Source organism: Streptococcus pseudopneumoniae, assembly GCF_001074975.1.
GTDB classification, from domain to species: domain Bacteria; phylum Bacillota; class Bacilli; order Lactobacillales; family Streptococcaceae; genus Streptococcus; species Streptococcus pseudopneumoniae_D.
The window spans coordinates 18,703-36,418 of sequence record NZ_JUUO01000111.1 but is presented as its reverse complement, the minus strand read 5'-3'; the positions used below and the strand labels follow the sequence as shown (position 1 = coordinate 36,418).

Here is a 17,716-nt window from a genome sequence, read left to right as displayed (position 1 = left end):
ACAGGACTAAGTCCTTTTAGTTTTACCTTAATTCGTTTGTTGTTGTAATAATCAATATAGTCTACAATAGCTTGTTCTAATTGCTCAAGTGACTGAAAGGTAGCCTCATAACCATAAAACATTTCGGATTTCAAAATGCCAAAGAAGGATTCCATCATACCATTATCTGGACTATTACCCTTACGTGACATGGACGGTTGGATTCCCTTATCCTGCAAAATCTGATGATAAGAATCGTGTTGATATTGCCATCCCTGGTCACTATGGAGAATAGTGTTCTCGTAGTATTTCTTTGTGAAGGCTTGTTCTAACATCTTTTTTACTTGTGCTAAGTTTGGTGACCTAGAAAGATTATAGGCGATAATTTCGCTATTAAATCCATCTAAAACTGGCGATAAATAGAGCTTTTGGCTGCTTGCTGGAATGGCAAATTCTGTCACATCCGTATAACACTTTTCCACTGGTTTAGAGCCTTCAAATTGACGTTGAATGAGATTCTCTGCCTTCTTACCAATGTCTCCTTGGTAGGAAGAATACTTTCGTTTCCGACGAATTCGAGCTGTTAAGCCAAGGACCTTCATCAAGCGTTGAACTCTTTTATGATTGACCACATAACCACGATTTCTTAATTCTAAATGAATTCGACGATATCCGTAATTTCCCTTGTGTTCGGTAAAAATGGATTGAATTTCAGCTTTAATCTCTTGATCTTTATCTGGTTTGTCTAGCTGTTTCACATGATAGTAGTAGGTCGAACGAGCGAGTTTAATGGCTTTTAGAAGAATATCTAACGAAAAATCAGTAATTAATTCTCGAACAATTTCTGTCTTTCTGCTTGAAGACGTTCTAAATCTGTCATCTCTTCAGTTTTTTTCTTTGGTTTACGTCCCATTTTAGATGGTCTCCCTCTTGTTTTCTCAACAATAGTATACCCGTTTTTTTTGTATTGTGCCAGCCAATTCGAAAGCATTCCTTGGTTTGGGAGAGCAAAATCAAGGCTTACACTTCTTCGTGAACGACCTTCAAGTAAGACTTTATCAATCATTTTTTGTTTTAGTTCTGAAGAATAGTAACGATTCTTTCCTTTTTTGACACTGTCTATTCCATAACGGTCAATTAATTTCACCATGTACTTTAGTCCAGAAATATCCACTCCAAATCTTTTTGAAAGCTGCTTGAAGCTTTGACCTTGCTTTCTAAGTTCATAGATCTGAACTTTATCCTCATAAGTTAATTTCATAATAAAACACCCCAAAAGTTAGTTTTTTAGTGTCTAACTTTTGGGGTGCAGTTCAATACACCAGTCGTTACAGTTCATTCAATAAATACTCAAATAATTCTAAATTGCCATCTTCTTCATTAACCAGAAACTCTGGATGCCACTGCAAACCGATAATGCGGTGCTCGTCGATAGACTCAATCGCTTCGATGGTTTGATCTCTCGGATCAATAGCAGTTACACGGAAATTAGGTGCCAAATCTTTGATACTCTGACGATGTACGGAGTTGACCTGACTTTCTTTTCCAAATAGCTTAGCCACCACGCTTCCTTCCACTGTCTCAATAGAGTGAGATGTCCCAAAAGGCAGTCCTTGCCAGTGACCTTCGATTTCTTGATTGAGGGTTCCACCAAAGGCAACATTGACAAGTTGAACACCGCGACAGATTGCCATAATTGGTTTATTCTGACAAAGCGCTTCTTTCAAGAGGGCCAATTCAAACTCATCACGCACTAGATTGTAATCATCGCTCTCGATGGTCTTTTTCTCTCCATAAAACTGAGGGTGGACATTTTGACCGCCTGTCAAAATGAGTCTGTCAATCATTTCCACATAATCGCGTACAACTGACTCATCACCAACAGGAATGACTAAAGGGAGACCACCGACTTGACGAATGCTCTCTGCGAATCTACAAGATACAGATGAATGAATGTTTTTGCCTTCTGCGTCTACGGGACATAGATTTGCAGCAACTCCTACAACCGTTCTAGCCATGATGTCTCTCCTTTCGAATGTTAATACTCTTCGAAAATCTCTTCAAACTACGTCAGCGTCGCCTTACCGTACTCAAGTACAGCTTGCGACTAGCTTCCTAGTTTGCTCTTTGATTTTCATTTAGTATAACGATAGTCCTATCATATCACTCAAAATGACTTTCGTCTAATATGTTTTTTTAAGGCTGTGATAAAAATTTTTTATGGACAAGAAAAAGCTGCCCACACAGGACAACTTTTTCTTATTCAAAAACAAATTGATTGTGATAGAGTTCTGAATAGAAGCCACCTAGCTTCAAGAGTTCATGGTGGTTACCACGTTCAATGACTTCTCCATCCTTAAGGACAATAATCTGATCTGCATTGAGAATGGTTTTTAAGCGGTGAGCAATGACGAAACTGGTTCTGCCTGCTACAACCGCCTCCATGGCATGCTGAATCTTACTTTCTGTCACCGTATCTACGTTTGAAGTAGCTTCATCTAGAATGAGAACTTCTGGATCTGTCATCAGGGTTCGAGCGATAGAAATCAATTGTTTCTGTCCTGTTGAGAAGATGCTCTGATCATCATCGATAAGAGTATCATATTTATCAGGCAAACTTTCGATATAGTCGTGAATGTGGGTTGCCTTGGCTGCTGCCTCAACCATTTCTTGACTAGCATCTGGCACACCGAAACGGATATTGTCTCGAATCGTTCCGCTAAACAAGACCGAATCTTGCAAGACAATTCCCACCTTGCTTCTGAGACTATCTAAATCATAGTCACGAATGTCTTTTCCGTCAAAATAAATACCGCCAGCATCAACATCATAAAAGCGATTGATGAGATTCATAATAGTCGTTTTCCCTGACCCAGTCGGACCAACAACTGCTGTCATCTGACCTTTCGGAGCGGAAATGCTGACATCTTTCAAAATAGGTTTATCAGGCAAGTATGAAAAATCAATATGACTGATTTCAACACCTTCTTGCAACTTAGTGAAGGTCGGAGCCTTTTCAGGTCGGATTTCTTCCTCTGCATCAAACATTTCCTGAATCCGTTCAGCCCCTGTAAAGGCTAACTGAAGGCTTCCCCAACTAGCTGCAACTTGAATAATAGGCTGGTAGTACTGCTGAGAAAATTGGGCAAACATAACAATCAAACCTAGGGCTGTACTTGTTTCAATAGTCCTATCATTTAATAGGACAGCCGAACCCGCAAAGATGACGATGGCTGTATTAACCAGACTCATCCCATTCATGACAGGGAAAAGAATTCCTGAGAACATTCTTCCTTTAAAGGTTGCCTTGCGCACGCTCTCATTTTGTTCAATAAATCCTGCCATCATATCCTCTTGAATGCCTTGGACAATGACAGCTTTTTGGCCTGAGATACTCTCATCCATATAGGCGTTGAGCTTCCCTACCTCTTTTTGCTGGAGGTTGGTGTATTTGCGCGCCATTTTCACGATGAAAATCAGCATAAGGAAGGCTACTGGTGTGCTGGCAATGGTGATGAGAGCCAGCGTCACATTTCTAGAAAACATGACAAGAATCAGACCAAGATATAAAACAATATTGCTCATGACCTGAATCAAGCTCTCGTTAAAGGCTTGGAGGATATTATCCAAATCACTGGTAAAACGAGATAGGATATCGCCATCTTGTCGGCGGTCAAAGAAAGAGACCGTCAAACGAGCAAGCTTACCGAAGAGGCCTTTGCGCATCTCGTTGGTCGACTCTGCAATCACGCGCGTCATGAGACACATGTATATCACACTGGAGATAAATAGAACCAAAACCAGCAGGCCAAGATTGACCATGATTCCTGATAAACTTTGCCAAACAAGTTCTGGATTGCCATCTTGATAAGCTTGCACTAAATTAGCTAGCTGCGTCACTGCTTGTCCAGAAAAGACTGGAAAGAGGGCTTGGGCAAGAGTCGCTAAAACAATCATCAGGATAACAACTACAAATGATAGCTTATAGACTTTAAAATAATGCCAAAAAAATTGAACTGTCTTCATTTTACTCCTCCTTTCCTTTCTGTGTTTCGTAGATTTCACGGTAAACGGCATTGTTGGCAACCAAGTCTGCATGCGTACCTTGACCAATCAATCGTCCTTGATCTAGAACCAAGATTTTATCTGCATGGACAACCGAGCTAATCTTTTGCGCGATAATAATGGTTGTTGTCCCCTTCAAGTCCTTATTCAAGGCTTCTTGAACCAGACGCTCTGACTTGGCATCCAAGGCTGAGGTCGAATCGTCAAAAATCAGAATACGTGGATTGCTGACAATTCCACGAGCAATCGACATCCTTTGTTTTTGCCCACCTGAGAAGTTGGTTCCCCGCTCTTCAACTGGACTTTCGAAGGTTTTCTCCATACGATGAATGAATTCACTGGCTTGGGCAATATTGGCTGCGCGCTCCATTTCAAATAGAGTGGCATCTCCCTTACCCTGTCTCAAGTTATCTGCAATCGTTCCACTGAAGAGAATGGCACGTTGGAGAACGATAGAAACAGTTTTACGCAGGGTTCCTTCACTCACTTCTCGAATATCCTTGCCTCCGATTTTGATGGCCCCTTCCTGTGGGTCAAAGAGACGTGGAATCAATTGAGCCAAGGTCGATTTCCCTGCACCAGTCGCTCCAACTACACCAACCATTTGACCGGGTTCGATGGTAAAGGTCACATCTTTCAGCATCGGTTCCTTATCCATTGGATAGGTAAAGGTCACATTTTCAAAGCTAAGACTTCCGACTAACTCTTCATCTGGTACATCCTTGAAAGTCATAGCTGGCTCTGCGTCAAGAATTTCTCGAATACGACGCATGGAAATCATGGCACGACTGACAGAATTTCCCAAAAATCCAACCATAACAATGGTAAAGATAATCTGGCTAAGATAATTGACAAAGGAAGCAATGGAACCCACAACCGACGGATCCGACTGAACCATCCCCGCAACTAGCCAAATAGAGAGGAATACCGCCCCATAACCGACCAACATCATGAAAGGTTCCACTACTGAAAAGGCATAACCGATGTAAAGGTTTTGACCAAGAAGCTCGTCTGAAACCTCCGTAAACTTAGCAAATTGCTCTTTTTCTTGGACAAAGGACTTGACCACACGAACACCGCGTAGATTTTCCTTGGCAATGGCATTGATGCGCTCAAGAAGGGTTTGAAACTTGGCAAAACGAGGTCCCATCATTCCCATCATGACAGCAGTCAAACCAAAAATCAAGACTACCATGAGAACAATCACCCACCACAGAGAGGGTAAAGTTTGAACCGCCAGGATAAACGACCCTATGAACAAGAGGGGAAGTCTGAAGAGAATTTGGAAGGTCATCATGACCACGTTCTGAATCTGGTTGATATCATTTGTCATGCGAACGACTAGATTGCCCGCATTAAATTGTTCAATATTGGCATAAGAAAAGGTTTGAATTTTACGGAAGGCATCCTCCCGAAGGTCAGATGAAACTCCTTGGGCAATATAGGCTGCAAGGACAACATTGAGCCCACCAGCAACCAGACCAACCAAGGCCACACCAATCAACCAAACCCCGATACTATAAATAGCTTCATATTCCCCAGCAAAGAGGGCGTCTAAGACTTCCTGCAAATAACGCGGTTGCAAAAGTGAACTAGCAACCATCAAGCCTGTCATCAGGAGCGAAGCCAAGGCCTGCCACTTGTAGGTTTTTATTTTCTGAATCAGCATACTTTCTCCTTAAAAAAATAGACAAAAGGGAGCGACAATGCGTCAGCTCCTTCTCATTCTGTTTGTGTGATGTTATTCTAGCAAAAAAGCGGGGAATTGTCAAAGAAGTTTCCTTGATACAGTTAGATTAACTAGTGAATCTTGGTTTTATAGTTTCTGTTTGAACTCAACCAAAACATTCATAGCCTGCATAGGTGTCATGTTGTAAACATCCAGTTTAGCTAATTCTTCTAGGATAGGATGTTCTTCTGCCGTATCAAAGAGTGAAATCTGTTCTGTGACAGCACTTGTTTGTCTCATGGGAGCAGGACTCTCTGTTCCCTGATTCTCTAGCTGAGTCAAAATCTTATCCGCCCTTGCTAAAAGGTCTGCTGGCAAGCCAGCAATCTTGGCAACATGGATACCGTAGGATTTATCAGCTGGCCCCGGTTCAATCTTGTGAAGGAAGGTAACCTGCCCATCCTGCTCTAAGGTTGACACGTGGACATTGACCAAGTGTTCCAAGCTGGACTCCAGACTAGTCAACTCATGGTAGTGGGTCGCAAAGAGGGTCTTGGCTCCAATATGCTCATGGATGTATTCGATGATAGACTGAGCAAGAGCCATCCCGTCATAAGTTGCAGTTCCTCGTCCTAACTCATCAAAGAGAATCAAGGAATTCTTAGTCGCATGCGAAATGGCATTATTGGCCTCCATCATCTCTACCATGAAGGTTGATTGACCCGAAACTAAGTCATCTGCTGCTCCGATACGGGTAAAAATCGCATCAAAAATCGGTAAATGGGCGCTTTCTGCTGGCACATAAGAACCCAACTGAGCCATAACCGCCGTCATGGCTAACTGACGCATATAGGTTGATTTCCCGCTCATGTTGGGCCCTGTAATCAGTTGAATACTGGTATCTTCTGCCATCTGAATTGTATTTGGAATATAGGTCTGAGCCCCCATAACCTTTTCAACGACAGCATGGCGCCCTTTCTGGATATCGATTTGTGAATCCTCTCCGAACTCTGGTCGAATCAAATGCTGGGTTTCAGCCACAACCGCCAGACTCTGTAAGACATCAACTGTCGCAATTCCTTGAGCTAGAGCTTGTAAACGTTGGATGTACTTGCTGACTTCTTCACGAATACGCATAAAAATTTCGTACTCTAGGTTAGCTGACTTCTCACGCGCCTCCAGCATATCTCCCTCGATACGGGCTAATTCTTCGGTTCCAAAGCGTTCTGAGTTTTTCAGCGTTGCCTTGCGGAAAAAGTGAGCAGGCACATTTCCCAGTTGAGAATTGGTCACATGGAAATAGTAACCATCCTTCTTATTGTAGTCAATCTTAAGCGTGCTGATACCAGAGTTTTCTCGCTCCTTAGCCTCAATCTCAGCAATCCAGCTAGTCCCTTCTCTGAGAACGCGACGGTACTTATCCAAAGTCTCATCAAATCCAGTCCGAATAATGCCACCTTCTGTAATCACATGAGGAGCTTTAGGAGCAATCGCTGCGCTAATCAAGCTCTCCAACTCAGGGATTCCATCCAATTGTGCGATCAGATAGGCTAGAGCAGGTTGCTCCATCCCTTCTAAAATCGCACGAATCCTTGGCACACTAGACAAGGTGGTCGCTAGCTGCAAGAGATCCTTAGGATTGGTTTTGCCAAAAGAAACCCGACTGGCCAAGCGTTCGATATCATACACACCCTTGAGACTGTCTGTCAAATCACTACGCTCAAAGAAATGGTCGAGAAAGACCTGAACCACTTCTTGACGTTGGACGATTCGTTCCTTATCAATCAAAGGACGATGAATCCAAGAACGTAACAGACGCATACCCATGGCTGTTTTGGTTTCATCCAAAAGCCAGAAAAGACTGCCTTGCTTCTTGCCTGAACGAGCATTCTCAACCAAATCCAGACTAGCCTTGGTCGCATAATCCATCTGCAAGAAATCCTTGATTTCATAGCGGATAACAGGTTTGAGGTGGTTCAATTCGCGCATCTGAGTCCGATGGACATACTGGAGCAACTTACTAGATGCCGCTTGCTCCACAGCTGCTAATCGTGAATCCAGTAAATGAAGGTCTTCAAAGCTTTCTTTTTCATAAGAGAGTACCAGATTCATCTGGCGACTGAGGATTTGTTCTTCTTCCTCAGACAAGTCATAGCCCAGCACCACTTCTCGCGCCTTGAGATTGCGGATTTCCCCACAAACTAGCGTGAAATCCAAAAGACCTGTCACATAAAAGTCACCCGTCACCAGGTCCATATAAGCGAGGCCAAATTGACTGCCATCACGATCTATAGCAACCAAGAAGTTGTTCTGACTGTCTGGCTTACTGCTATCGACCACTGTCCCTGGCGTAATAACCTGAACAACTTCTCGTTTCACAACCCCAACAGCTTGTTTAGGATCTTCCATCTGCTCTGCGATAGCTACCTTATAGCCCTGCTCAATCAAGACATCGATGTACTGTTGGGCAGAATGATAAGGGACACCTGCCATAGGAATCGGATTGTCCGCATTCTTGTTGCGACTCGTTAAGGAAATTTCCAGAATCTGCGCAGCATTGACCGCATCCTCATAAAATAATTCATAAAAATCACCCATCCGAAAGAGCAAAAACGCATCTGGATATTGCTTTTTAATATCCACATACTGTTGCATGCCAGGTGATAGCTTTTCTGTCGCCATTTTCCGTCTCTCCTTGTCAAAAATAAGTCTTGAGAGTAACTCCCAAGACCTTACTTATCTTTCATCAAATCTAGCAAACGATCTTCCATGAGTTTGGCAACGTGCTGGTCTCGACAAATGACCAATAAGGTATTGGCACCAGCAACTGTTCCTAAAATCCATTCATCCTTGTTTGCATCTACAATATTTGCCAAAACAGAGGCTTCTCCCAATTTGGTATGAAGTACCAAGGTAAACTCTGCTCTTGCAACACCTTCTAAATGATGAGACAAAAATTCCACCAAATCAATCTTTTCTGTCTCATTTGCTAGTACATAATACACCATATCATTTTTCTTGACCTTGGTCAAGCCGATTTCGCGCAAATCACGAGATAGGGTTGTCTGCGTCACAAAAACATTGTGCGCCTCCAAGCGATCTTGAATTTCTTTTTGTGTACTTAATTTCTCCTCAGTAATCATTTTTTTTATTAACTGATGACGATCTCTTTTTCTCATAAAATCCTCTTATGTGAATATTTATAACTAATTTTATAACTATATTATACCAAAAAAACAGGAGATTTCAAAAATTTTTTCTTCTTTCTTTAAAATTGTGATAAAATAGTAGAAAAGTCCAAAAAGGAGCTCTTAATGAATACAAAAGAATTGATTGCTAGCGAGTTGGCTAGCGTCATTGATAGCCTGGACCAAGAGGCTATTTTAAATTTACTGGAAACCCCTAAAAACTCAGAAATGGGAGACATTGCTTTCCCTGCTTTTTCACTTGCAAAAGTCGAACGTAAAGCACCTCAAATGATTGCGGCTGAACTAGCTGAAAAGATTAACAGCCAAGCCTTTGAAAAGGTTGTTGCAACGGGACCTTACGTTAACTTTTTCCTTGATAAATCTGCCATTTCTGCTCAAGTATTACAAGCTGTTATCACTGAAAAAGAACACTATGCTGACCAAACTATTGGCAAACAAGAAAATGTTGTTATCGACATGTCTAGTCCCAATATCGCTAAACCATTTTCTATTGGTCACCTACGCTCAACTGTTATCGGAGATAGCTTGTCACATATTTTCCAAAAAATCGGTTATCAAACGGTCAAGGTCAATCATTTAGGAGACTGGGGTAAGCAGTTTGGGATGCTGATTGTTGCCTACAAAAAATGGGGTGACGAAGAAGCTGTAAAAGCTCATCCAATTGATGAACTCCTTAAACTCTACGTCCGCATCAATGCTGAGGCTGAAAATGACCCTAGCTTGGATGAAGAAGCGCGCGAATGGTTCCGTAAACTTGAAAATGGAGATGAGGAAGCTCTCGCTCTTTGGCAATGGTTCCGTGATGAAAGTTTGGTGGAATTTAACCGTCTTTACAATGAATTGCAAGTCGAATTTGACAGCTACAATGGAGAAGCTTTCTACAACGATAAGATGGATGCAGTTGTAGACATTCTTTCTGAAAAAGGGCTTCTTATTGAATCAGAGGGTGCCCAAGTTGTCAACCTTGAGAAATATGGAATTGAACATCCAGCCCTTATCAAGAAATCTGATGGTGCAACTCTCTACATCACACGTGACTTGGCTGCAGCCCTTTACCGTAAAAACGAATACCAATTTGCTAAATCCATCTACGTTGTTGGTCAAGAGCAATCTGCCCACTTTAAACAGCTCAAAGCTGTCTTGCAAGAGATGGGCTACGATTGGAGTGACGACATTACTCACGTTCCTTTTGGTTTAGTTACAAAAGAAGGGAAAAAACTCTCTACTCGTAAAGGGAATGTCATCTTGCTAGAACCTACTGTTGCAGAGGCCGTTAGTCGTGCCAAAGCCCAAATTGAGGCTAAAAATCCTGAACTAGAAAACAAAGACCAAGTAGCCCATGCTGTTGGGGTTGGAGCCATTAAATTCTATGACCTCAAAACCGACCGTACAAATGGATACGACTTCGACTTAGAGGCTATGGTATCCTTCGAGGGTGAAACTGGACCTTATGTTCAATACGCCTACGCTCGTATCCAATCTATCTTGCGCAAAGCAGACTTCAAACCAGAAACAGCTAGCAACTATAGCTTGAATGATGCTGAAAGCTGGGAAATCATCAAACTCATCCAAGACTTCCCACGTATTATCAACCGTGCGGCGGATAACTTTGAACCTTCTATCATTGCTAAATTTGCAATTAGCCTGGCTCAAGCCTTTAACAAATACTATGCACACACGCGTATCTTGGATGAAAGCCCAGAACGCGACAGCCGTCTAGCTCTCAGCTACGCAACCGCAGTCGTTCTCAAAGAAGCCCTTCGCTTGCTTGGAGTAGAAGCGCCTGAGAAGATGTGATTCAGTACTAACAATTGGAACTAAAGTTCCTAATTGTTGGACGCTAGCCGCTTATATGCGGACTAGCTAACTGCTTCACTAGTTCTGTGACATAATATTATCGATTTATGTCCCAGAACGTCGTAACCTGAGATACTTACCTAAACGCTTTACTCACTACTACTTCTTTATCATACAGGGAGATATCCTATGAGCCAATATGCTTATATCCTCGTTGTGATTAGCTTGGTATTCCTTTTTCTGCTTAATAAGTACGAGAAGGAAAGACTTCAAAGACTCTACCAAGAACAACTGTTGAAGGATGAAACATTTAGAACTGACATCAAAGAGAAAATTCACACGACTGAAAATATCAATGATGTCATTGCTTACATCAATAAAACTTATCATCTGGGAATGTTGCTATCAAAAGACATTACGGATCAATTGAAATAAACCTAGCTATACTATAACTAAAATCAAAACCGAGACTGAGAGTTTAATACTTAGTCTCGGTTTTTGTGTATTTTTCAAGTAATACTCTTCGAAAATCAAATTCAAACCACGTCAGCGTCTCCTTACCGTACTCAAGTACAGCCTGCGGCTAGCTTCCTAGTTTGCTCTTTGATTTTCATTGAGTATAACAAAGCAACCACTTCCCAGTAATGCAAGTGCAAAATCCTCTAGAATATGATAGAATAAGAGAAAGAACTCTATTAAGGAGGAAATCATGGAAAAACAAACCGTCGCCGTCTTGGGGCCTGGTTCTTGGGGAACTGCCCTTTCACAAGTCTTAAATGACAATGGACACAAGGTACGTATTTGGGGAAATCTTCCCGAACAAATCAATGAAATTAATACCTTTCATACTAACAAGCACTACTTTAAAGATGTCGTTCTAGATGAAAATATCATTGCCTACACCGATTTAGCAGAGGCACTGAAAGATGTAGATGCGATTTTGTTTGTTGTCCCAACAAAAGTGACACGACTTGTTGCCCAGCAGGTTGCAAAAACCTTAGACCATAAGGCTATCATCATGCACGCATCAAAGGGATTAGAACCTGATAGCCATAAACGATTATCAACCATCCTTGAAGAAGAAATTCCTGAACATCTCCGCAGTGATATCGTCGTTGTTTCAGGGCCTAGTCATGCAGAAGAGACCATTGTGCGTGACCTAACTTTAATCACTGCTGCTTCTAAAGATTTACAAACAGCTCAATACGTTCAAGAGCTCTTTAGTAATCACTACTTCCGACTTTATACCAATACGGATGTTATCGGAGTCGAAACTGCTGGTGCTCTTAAAAACATTATTGCTGTCGGTGCTGGAGCTTTACATGGTCTGGGATTTGGTGACAATGCTAAGGCAGCCATCATCGCTCGAGGCTTGGCAGAAATTACCCGCCTAGGGGTAGCACTCGGGGCTAGTCCACTAACCTATAGCGGCTTATCTGGTGTGGGAGATTTGATCGTAACGGGAACCTCCATCCACTCTCGTAACTGGAGAGCTGGAGATGCTCTTGGTCGTGGAGAGCCTCTAGCTGATATCGAAGCCAATATGGGTATGGTAATCGAAGGAATCTCAACGACTCGAGCAGCCTATGAACTAGCCCAAGAACTTGGAGTCTATATGCCCATTACGCAGGCTATTTACCAAGTTATCTACCACGGAACAAATATCAAAGATGCCATTTATGACATCATGAACAATGAATTTAAAGCAGAAAATGAGTGGTCTTAACCCTCTAAAGAAAGGATTCTTATGACATCAAAAGTTAGAAAGGCAGTCATCCCTGCCGCTGGACTCGGGACTCGATTTTTACCAGCAACCAAAGCACTTGCTAAAGAAATGTTGCCAATTGTGGACAAACCAACTATCCAATTTATCGTAGAAGAAGCTCTTAAATCAGGTATTGAAGATATTCTGGTTGTCACTGGTAAATCAAAACGTTCTATTGAAGACCACTTTGACTCAAACTTTGAGCTTGAATACAATCTTAAGGAAAAAGGCAAAACGGATTTGTTAAAATTGGTAGATGAAGCAACTGGTATGCGCCTTCATTTTATCCGCCAAACTCATCCTCGTGGTCTTGGCGATGCTGTCTTACAAGCAAAAGCTTTTGTAGGGAATGAGCCATTCGTTGTCATGCTGGGTGACGACCTTATGGACATCACAGATGACCATGCTGTTCCTTTGACAAAACAATTGATGAACGATTACGAGACGACTCACGCATCAACCATTGCTGTCATGCCTGTACCTCATGAAGACGTTTCATCATACGGGGTTATCGCTCCTCAAGGAGAAGGAATCAATGGTCTCTATAGCGTTGAAACTTTCGTTGAAAAACCAGCTCCAGAAGATGCTCCAAGTGATTTGGCAATCATCGGACGCTATCTGCTTACACCAGAAATTTTTGAAATCCTAGAAAATCAAGCTCCCGGTGCTGGAAATGAAATCCAGCTTACCGACGCTATTGATACGCTCAATAAAACACAACGTGTTTTCGCCCGTGAATTTACAGGAGCTCGTTACGACGTTGGCGATAAGTTTGGCTTTATGAAAACATCTATTGACTACGCACTCAAGCACCCACAAGTCAAAGATGACATGAAAGATTACATCATCCAGCTGGGAAAAGAATTGGCTGAGAAGGAATAGCATAAAAAGATAAGGTTCAAAAATGCCTTATCTTTTTCCATTACACAAATTTTCTTACAGAATTATCACATTCCCATTCCCTTGTAGAAAAGCAAAACTGCGAGTCCTAAAAACAAGACTACTGCTCCTAGCCTCTGGCTAGCACTATACATCCGTCTTTCTCCTCGAACTGGAAAGATAGCTGCTAGAAATGCTCCACCGACTGCACCTCCGATATGGCCTGCTAGGCTGATTCCTGGAATCAGAACACTTCCAATAATGTTAACCACAAAAAGTGTCAGATAGGATTGACCCAACTGCTGGATATAAGGATTACGCGTTGCATAGCGAAGAATGATAATCGCGGCAAATAGCCCATAGAGAGAAGTCGAGGCTCCTGCTGCTAAGGATTTGGGACTAAATACAAAAACAAAGAGATTGCCCATCATTCCAGATAAGAGATAGAGAAAGAAAAACTTTTTGGATCCGAAAATCTCCTCTACTTGCCTACCAAGATAATAGAGCGAAAGCACGTTGACAATAAAATGCTCCCAACCAATATGAACAAAAATGGCCGACAAGAGACGCCAAGTCTGCTCAGGAAATAGACGAATAGCAGGTCCATACATGGCTCCAAATCGAAATAAGGTATCTGCCCTATCAAAGTTTCCACCTGTAGTCACCAACATTAGTAGAAACACCAAGGCCGTCACTAAGAGGAAAAAACTCGTCACAGGATAACGTCTATCAAAGATTTCCTTCATCAATTAATACCTCCTCAACAGGAATATCATGGTTTTCAGGCATAAAGTCCTGAACTTGACAAGGATAAACCGTACTCAAAGTATGACCAGAAAACTGTTCCAGATAGCGGTCATAATAACCTCCACCGTATCCAACCCGATAGCCATCCGTCGTAAAAGCCAAGCCAGGAACATGAATCAAATCAATCTGAGAGGCATCCACAACTTCCAAATCTCCCTGCGGTTCCAGTAATCCAAAGGAAGTTTTTATCAACTGCTGTGGATGATAGACCACAAAGTCCATGCGACCTTTGGGATAGGTTTTAGGTATCAGAACCTTCTTGCCGTCCTTCAGCGCCTGCTCAATCAATCCCTGCGTTTGAAATTCGTGCGGAAAAGAGAGGTAGCTTGCGATGATCTTAGCTTCTTGGTAAAAGGAGTTTTGTAAGAAACGCTCAGTTAAAGCTTGATCCATAGCCTGTTTTTGCTCTTGAGGTAAAGCCTTCATTTCTTGCAAGACTTGCTTACGTAATTCTGATTTCATAGACAATTCCTCTACTCTGCTGCCTTCTTTTTCAGGAAACTAGAGACCGCATCCACCCCAATAGCTAAGGCTTCTTCCTTAGGACTCATCTGAGGGTGATGAAGGGCATAAGGACTATCAATCCCAAGCCAAAACATAACCCCATCAACCTTTGATAGGAGATAACCAAAGTCCTCACCTGTCATAGCAGGCTCGATATCAATCAACTCAATTCCGTCTTTTTCTTCAAAGAAGTCCATTAGTTCACGCGCCAAGGCTGGATTGTTCTCAACAGGCAGGTAACCACCTTGTTTGAGTTCCACTTCAACTTCCATATCAAAGGCTGCTGCAACGCCTTCTGCAACTGTTTTAACCCTCTTTTGCACCAAGAGACTCATGTCCTGAGTTAAGGCCCGAATAGTCCCATGCAAAAAGGCTGTGTCTGTGATGACATTGTTAGTTGTTCCAGCCTGAAAAACACCAAAGGTCACCACTGCTCCCTCGATTGGGTTAACATTACGGCTGACGACTGACTGCACCTGGGTCACAAAGTAACTAGCAGCCACCAAGGCATCATTAGCTTCATGCGGAAAGGCTGCGTGTCCCCCTTTACCCTTGAAACGGATCTTCACCTCGCAAGTCCCGGCAAAGAGTGTATGCGTATTGGTCGCAATCTGACCGACTTTCAAATCTGGTCGAACATGAAGACCATAAAACTGGTCTGGCAACCAGTCTCCAAAAGCGCCATCCTCATACATGAGCATACCACCAGCTTCATTTTCTTCAGCAGGCTGAAACAGAAAGAGCAGATTGTTCTTTGGTTGCTCCTCAAGGGCTCGCTCAAGACAGCCCAAGGCAATAGTCATATGAAAATCATGTCCACAGGCGTGCATGCGACCTTGGTGCTGAGAAGCGAAAGGAAATCCTGTTTGTTCGACGATAGGCAAGCCATCAATGTCTGTTCGCCAACCAATGGTTCGCTCTGGTTGACTTCCCTGCAAATAAACCAAAATCCCTGTCCGCCAAGTACGAACTTGAACAAAATTCTTGCCCGCAGTCAATTTTTCAATCACATCCAGCAAGTAAGCCTGAGTCTTGAACTCCTCCAAGCCAATCTCTGGAATCTGGTGCAAATCTCGTCTAGTCTGAATCAAATCTAACATCTATCTATCCTCCTATATAGCAGAAAGAGGCTGGAAAAAGGGTTCCGCCTCTATTTTTCTTTTACAAATTACAAGGTACGAAGCGCATCCTCTAGCGCTGTTTTTTGTTGGGTTTGAGCATCAATCTCTTTTATAATACGAGCTGGAACACCTGCTACCACCACGTTTTCTGGGACATCTTGGGTAACGATAGCTCCTGCTGCAACAACTGAACCACTACCGATTTGGACTCCTTCGATAACCACTGCATTGGCCCCGATAAGAACATTGTCTCCTACACGGACTGGTTCAGCGCTAGCTGGCTCAATCACACCTGCAAGAACGGCACCTGCACCAACGTGACTGTTTTTCCCAACGATAGCACGGCCACCAAGGATAGCCCCCATGTCAATCATAGTTCCTGCACCAATTTCAGCACCAATATTGATAACAGCTCCCATCATGATAACAGCATTGTCACCAATTTCAACTTGATCACGAATAATAGCACCTGGCTCGATACGAGCATTGATAGCACGTTTATCTAGCAAAGGAACTGCAGAATTACGAGCATCTTGCTCAACAACATAGTCTTGATTTTCTACTAAACCTTCTAAAAGCGGAGCCACGTCCTTCCAGTCTCCAAATAAGACATTCCCTAATTTGACAACAGAGCTAGGTACAGTAGTTGCAAGCTCTCCCTCAAAGGTTACTTTAACACTGGTTTTCTTTTCAGCATTGGCGATAAATTGGATAATTTCTTGTGCGTTCATTTTTGTAGCAGTCATAGGCGCCTCCTAGTTCATTTTAATGATACCTATTCTACCAAAAAAGGCCTCAAATTTGAAGCCTTTTTGTTTGTTTTTAGGTATGATTTTTAGGGATGTGAGATAAAACGTGCTGTCGGTAAAAGCAGGCCCCTACCGATACAACCTAAAAACACTCTTCACAACTATCTCCCCGTGTTTTATTGACTATTCTAGTATAGCACACTTTTAGAATTAAGAAAAGACTTTTTATTTACTTTCTTTCGCTTCTTCTATCGATAGGAAAATCATAGGTAAAATAATCAAGACCATTGCTAGAAGAAGGGACCAATCCACTACCAAACCTAAAAATAAAACACTCAATAAGGCGGAAGACAGAGGTTCACTGGCACTGATAACGGAAACCACCAAAGGAGAAACCAAGGACACAGCCTTCATGGAAATAAAAAAAGCAAAAGCTGTTCCAAAGAAAGCGATAATGAGACAAATCAATATACTCCAAATATCCGGAGTAAAGGAAAGATGGTAAACCGGCGAAAGAACATTGCTAAATAAACCTGCCAAAATCATCCCCCACCCAACCGTGGGAACAAAACCATAACGCTTAGCAAAAGGTTGGGGCAAGATAACATTAAACATAACCCCCATAGCACTTAGCAGACCTGTTATAAGGGCTAGTGGAGTCATGGATAACCGAGAGAAATCACCCTTTGTCGCCATCAGGCAAACACCCAGCATGGCAACCAAAACATAGAAAATAGCGCTTTTTGACGCTCGTTTTTGATAAACCAAGCGATTATAAAAGAGGATAAAGACAGGACTGATAAACTGTAAAATAGTCGCTGTCGCTGCATTTGAGTATTCTACACAGAGATAGAAAAAATACTGAACTGAAAAAATCCCCAAAATAGCATAAGCTAAAAAGGGTAGGTAATTTTTCTTATCTCGCCAGATATCTAACACTTGCGATTTTAATTGCATTGCAGACCAAATGAGTACAAGACTCCCTGCCAGTGTCAAACGCATAGAGGTAATCCAGCCGGAAGACACCTGATAATGAGTAAAGAAATACTCTCCTAAAATTCCACAGATGCCCCAGATTAAGCCGGATAGGAGCGAATAAATGGTTCCTTTAACAATCTTTTTCTGATACTGATTCATACCTTTATTGTAACACGAAAGGACAAAAGAAAAAA

Annotated in this window: 14 protein-coding genes and 1 pseudogene; 4 read left to right on the top strand and 11 right to left on the bottom strand. The window is 42.2% G+C overall.

What is annotated here, in order from left to right:
• From ADI86_RS11220 to argR, 6 genes and pseudogenes are all read right to left on the bottom strand, one after another.
• Nucleotides 1-1,240 (bottom strand): annotated as a pseudogene (locus ADI86_RS11220) (IS3 family transposase); the annotation flags it as partial.
• A 67-nt stretch (nucleotides 1,241-1,307) separates the two neighbouring features.
• The gene (locus tag ADI86_RS06725; RefSeq protein WP_049532298.1) at nucleotides 1,308-1,997 is read right to left on the bottom strand and encodes a gamma-glutamyl-gamma-aminobutyrate hydrolase family protein; all 690 of its coding nucleotides are present in this window, start codon (nucleotides 1,995-1,997) and stop codon (nucleotides 1,308-1,310) included.
• A 241-nt stretch (nucleotides 1,998-2,238) separates the two neighbouring features.
• Entirely contained in the window at nucleotides 2,239-4,005 is a 1,767-nt protein-coding gene (gene patB / locus ADI86_RS06720; protein ID WP_049532297.1) for a multidrug efflux ABC transporter subunit PatB, read from the bottom strand.
• Nucleotide 4,006: 1 nt separating this feature from the next.
• Nucleotides 4,007-5,713, bottom strand: coding sequence for a multidrug efflux ABC transporter subunit PatA (patA, locus tag ADI86_RS06715; RefSeq protein ID WP_049532296.1), 1,707 nt, complete (start codon nucleotides 5,711-5,713; stop codon nucleotides 4,007-4,009).
• A gap of 147 nt (nucleotides 5,714-5,860) precedes the next feature.
• Nucleotides 5,861-8,395 (bottom strand): DNA mismatch repair protein MutS, encoded by a 2,535-nt coding sequence (gene mutS, locus ADI86_RS06710; protein WP_049532294.1) that lies wholly within the window; start codon nucleotides 8,393-8,395, stop codon nucleotides 5,861-5,863.
• Nucleotides 8,396-8,445: 50 nt separating this feature from the next.
• Nucleotides 8,446-8,892, bottom strand: coding sequence for an arginine repressor (gene argR, locus ADI86_RS06705; RefSeq protein WP_001231476.1), 447 nt, complete (start codon nucleotides 8,890-8,892; stop codon nucleotides 8,446-8,448).
• A gap of 135 nt (nucleotides 8,893-9,027) precedes the next feature.
• Between argR and argS the strand changes: the two genes are divergently transcribed.
• The 4 genes from argS to galU all read left to right on the top strand — a co-directional run bounded on the left by argS (nucleotide 9,028) and on the right by galU (nucleotide 13,366).
• Complete coding sequence (gene argS / locus ADI86_RS06700; protein ID WP_049532293.1) at nucleotides 9,028-10,719, top strand: arginine--tRNA ligase; 1,692 nt, start codon at nucleotides 9,028-9,030, stop codon at nucleotides 10,717-10,719.
• 189 nt (nucleotides 10,720-10,908) lie between these two features.
• Nucleotides 10,909-11,154, top strand: coding sequence for a hypothetical protein (locus ADI86_RS06695; RefSeq protein ID WP_049532292.1), 246 nt, complete (start codon nucleotides 10,909-10,911; stop codon nucleotides 11,152-11,154).
• Nucleotides 11,155-11,428: 274 nt separating this feature from the next.
• Nucleotides 11,429-12,445, top strand: a complete 1,017-nt coding sequence (locus ADI86_RS06690) for an NAD(P)H-dependent glycerol-3-phosphate dehydrogenase (protein ID WP_049532291.1) — start codon at nucleotides 11,429-11,431, stop codon at nucleotides 12,443-12,445.
• Nucleotides 12,446-12,466: 21 nt separating this feature from the next.
• Nucleotides 12,467-13,366, top strand: a complete 900-nt coding sequence (galU, locus tag ADI86_RS06685; protein ID WP_049532290.1) for a UTP--glucose-1-phosphate uridylyltransferase GalU — start codon at nucleotides 12,467-12,469, stop codon at nucleotides 13,364-13,366.
• Nucleotides 13,367-13,431: 65 nt separating this feature from the next.
• Here galU and ADI86_RS06680 read toward each other — a convergent pair whose 3' ends face one another.
• The 5 genes from ADI86_RS06680 to ADI86_RS06660 all read right to left on the bottom strand — a co-directional run bounded on the left by ADI86_RS06680 (nucleotide 13,432) and on the right by ADI86_RS06660 (nucleotide 17,681).
• Nucleotides 13,432-14,109, bottom strand: coding sequence for a rhomboid family intramembrane serine protease (locus tag ADI86_RS06680; protein WP_049532289.1), 678 nt, complete (start codon nucleotides 14,107-14,109; stop codon nucleotides 13,432-13,434).
• A complete protein-coding gene (locus ADI86_RS06675; RefSeq protein WP_049532288.1) occupies nucleotides 14,093-14,632 on the bottom strand; it encodes a 5-formyltetrahydrofolate cyclo-ligase in 540 nt (179 codons plus the stop codon). The genes ADI86_RS06680 and ADI86_RS06675 overlap by 17 nt, the downstream gene beginning before the upstream one ends.
• Nucleotides 14,633-14,643: 11 nt before the next feature.
• A complete protein-coding gene (locus ADI86_RS06670) occupies nucleotides 14,644-15,774 on the bottom strand; it encodes an N-acetyldiaminopimelate deacetylase (RefSeq protein WP_049532287.1) in 1,131 nt (376 codons plus the stop codon).
• 68 nt (nucleotides 15,775-15,842) lie between these two features.
• Nucleotides 15,843-16,541, bottom strand: a complete 699-nt coding sequence (gene dapD / locus ADI86_RS06665) for a 2,3,4,5-tetrahydropyridine-2,6-dicarboxylate N-acetyltransferase (RefSeq protein WP_049532286.1) — start codon at nucleotides 16,539-16,541, stop codon at nucleotides 15,843-15,845.
• A 228-nt stretch (nucleotides 16,542-16,769) separates the two neighbouring features.
• A complete protein-coding gene (locus ADI86_RS06660; RefSeq protein ID WP_049532299.1) occupies nucleotides 16,770-17,681 on the bottom strand; it encodes a DMT family transporter in 912 nt (303 codons plus the stop codon).
• Nucleotides 17,682-17,716 lie beyond the last annotated feature (35 nt).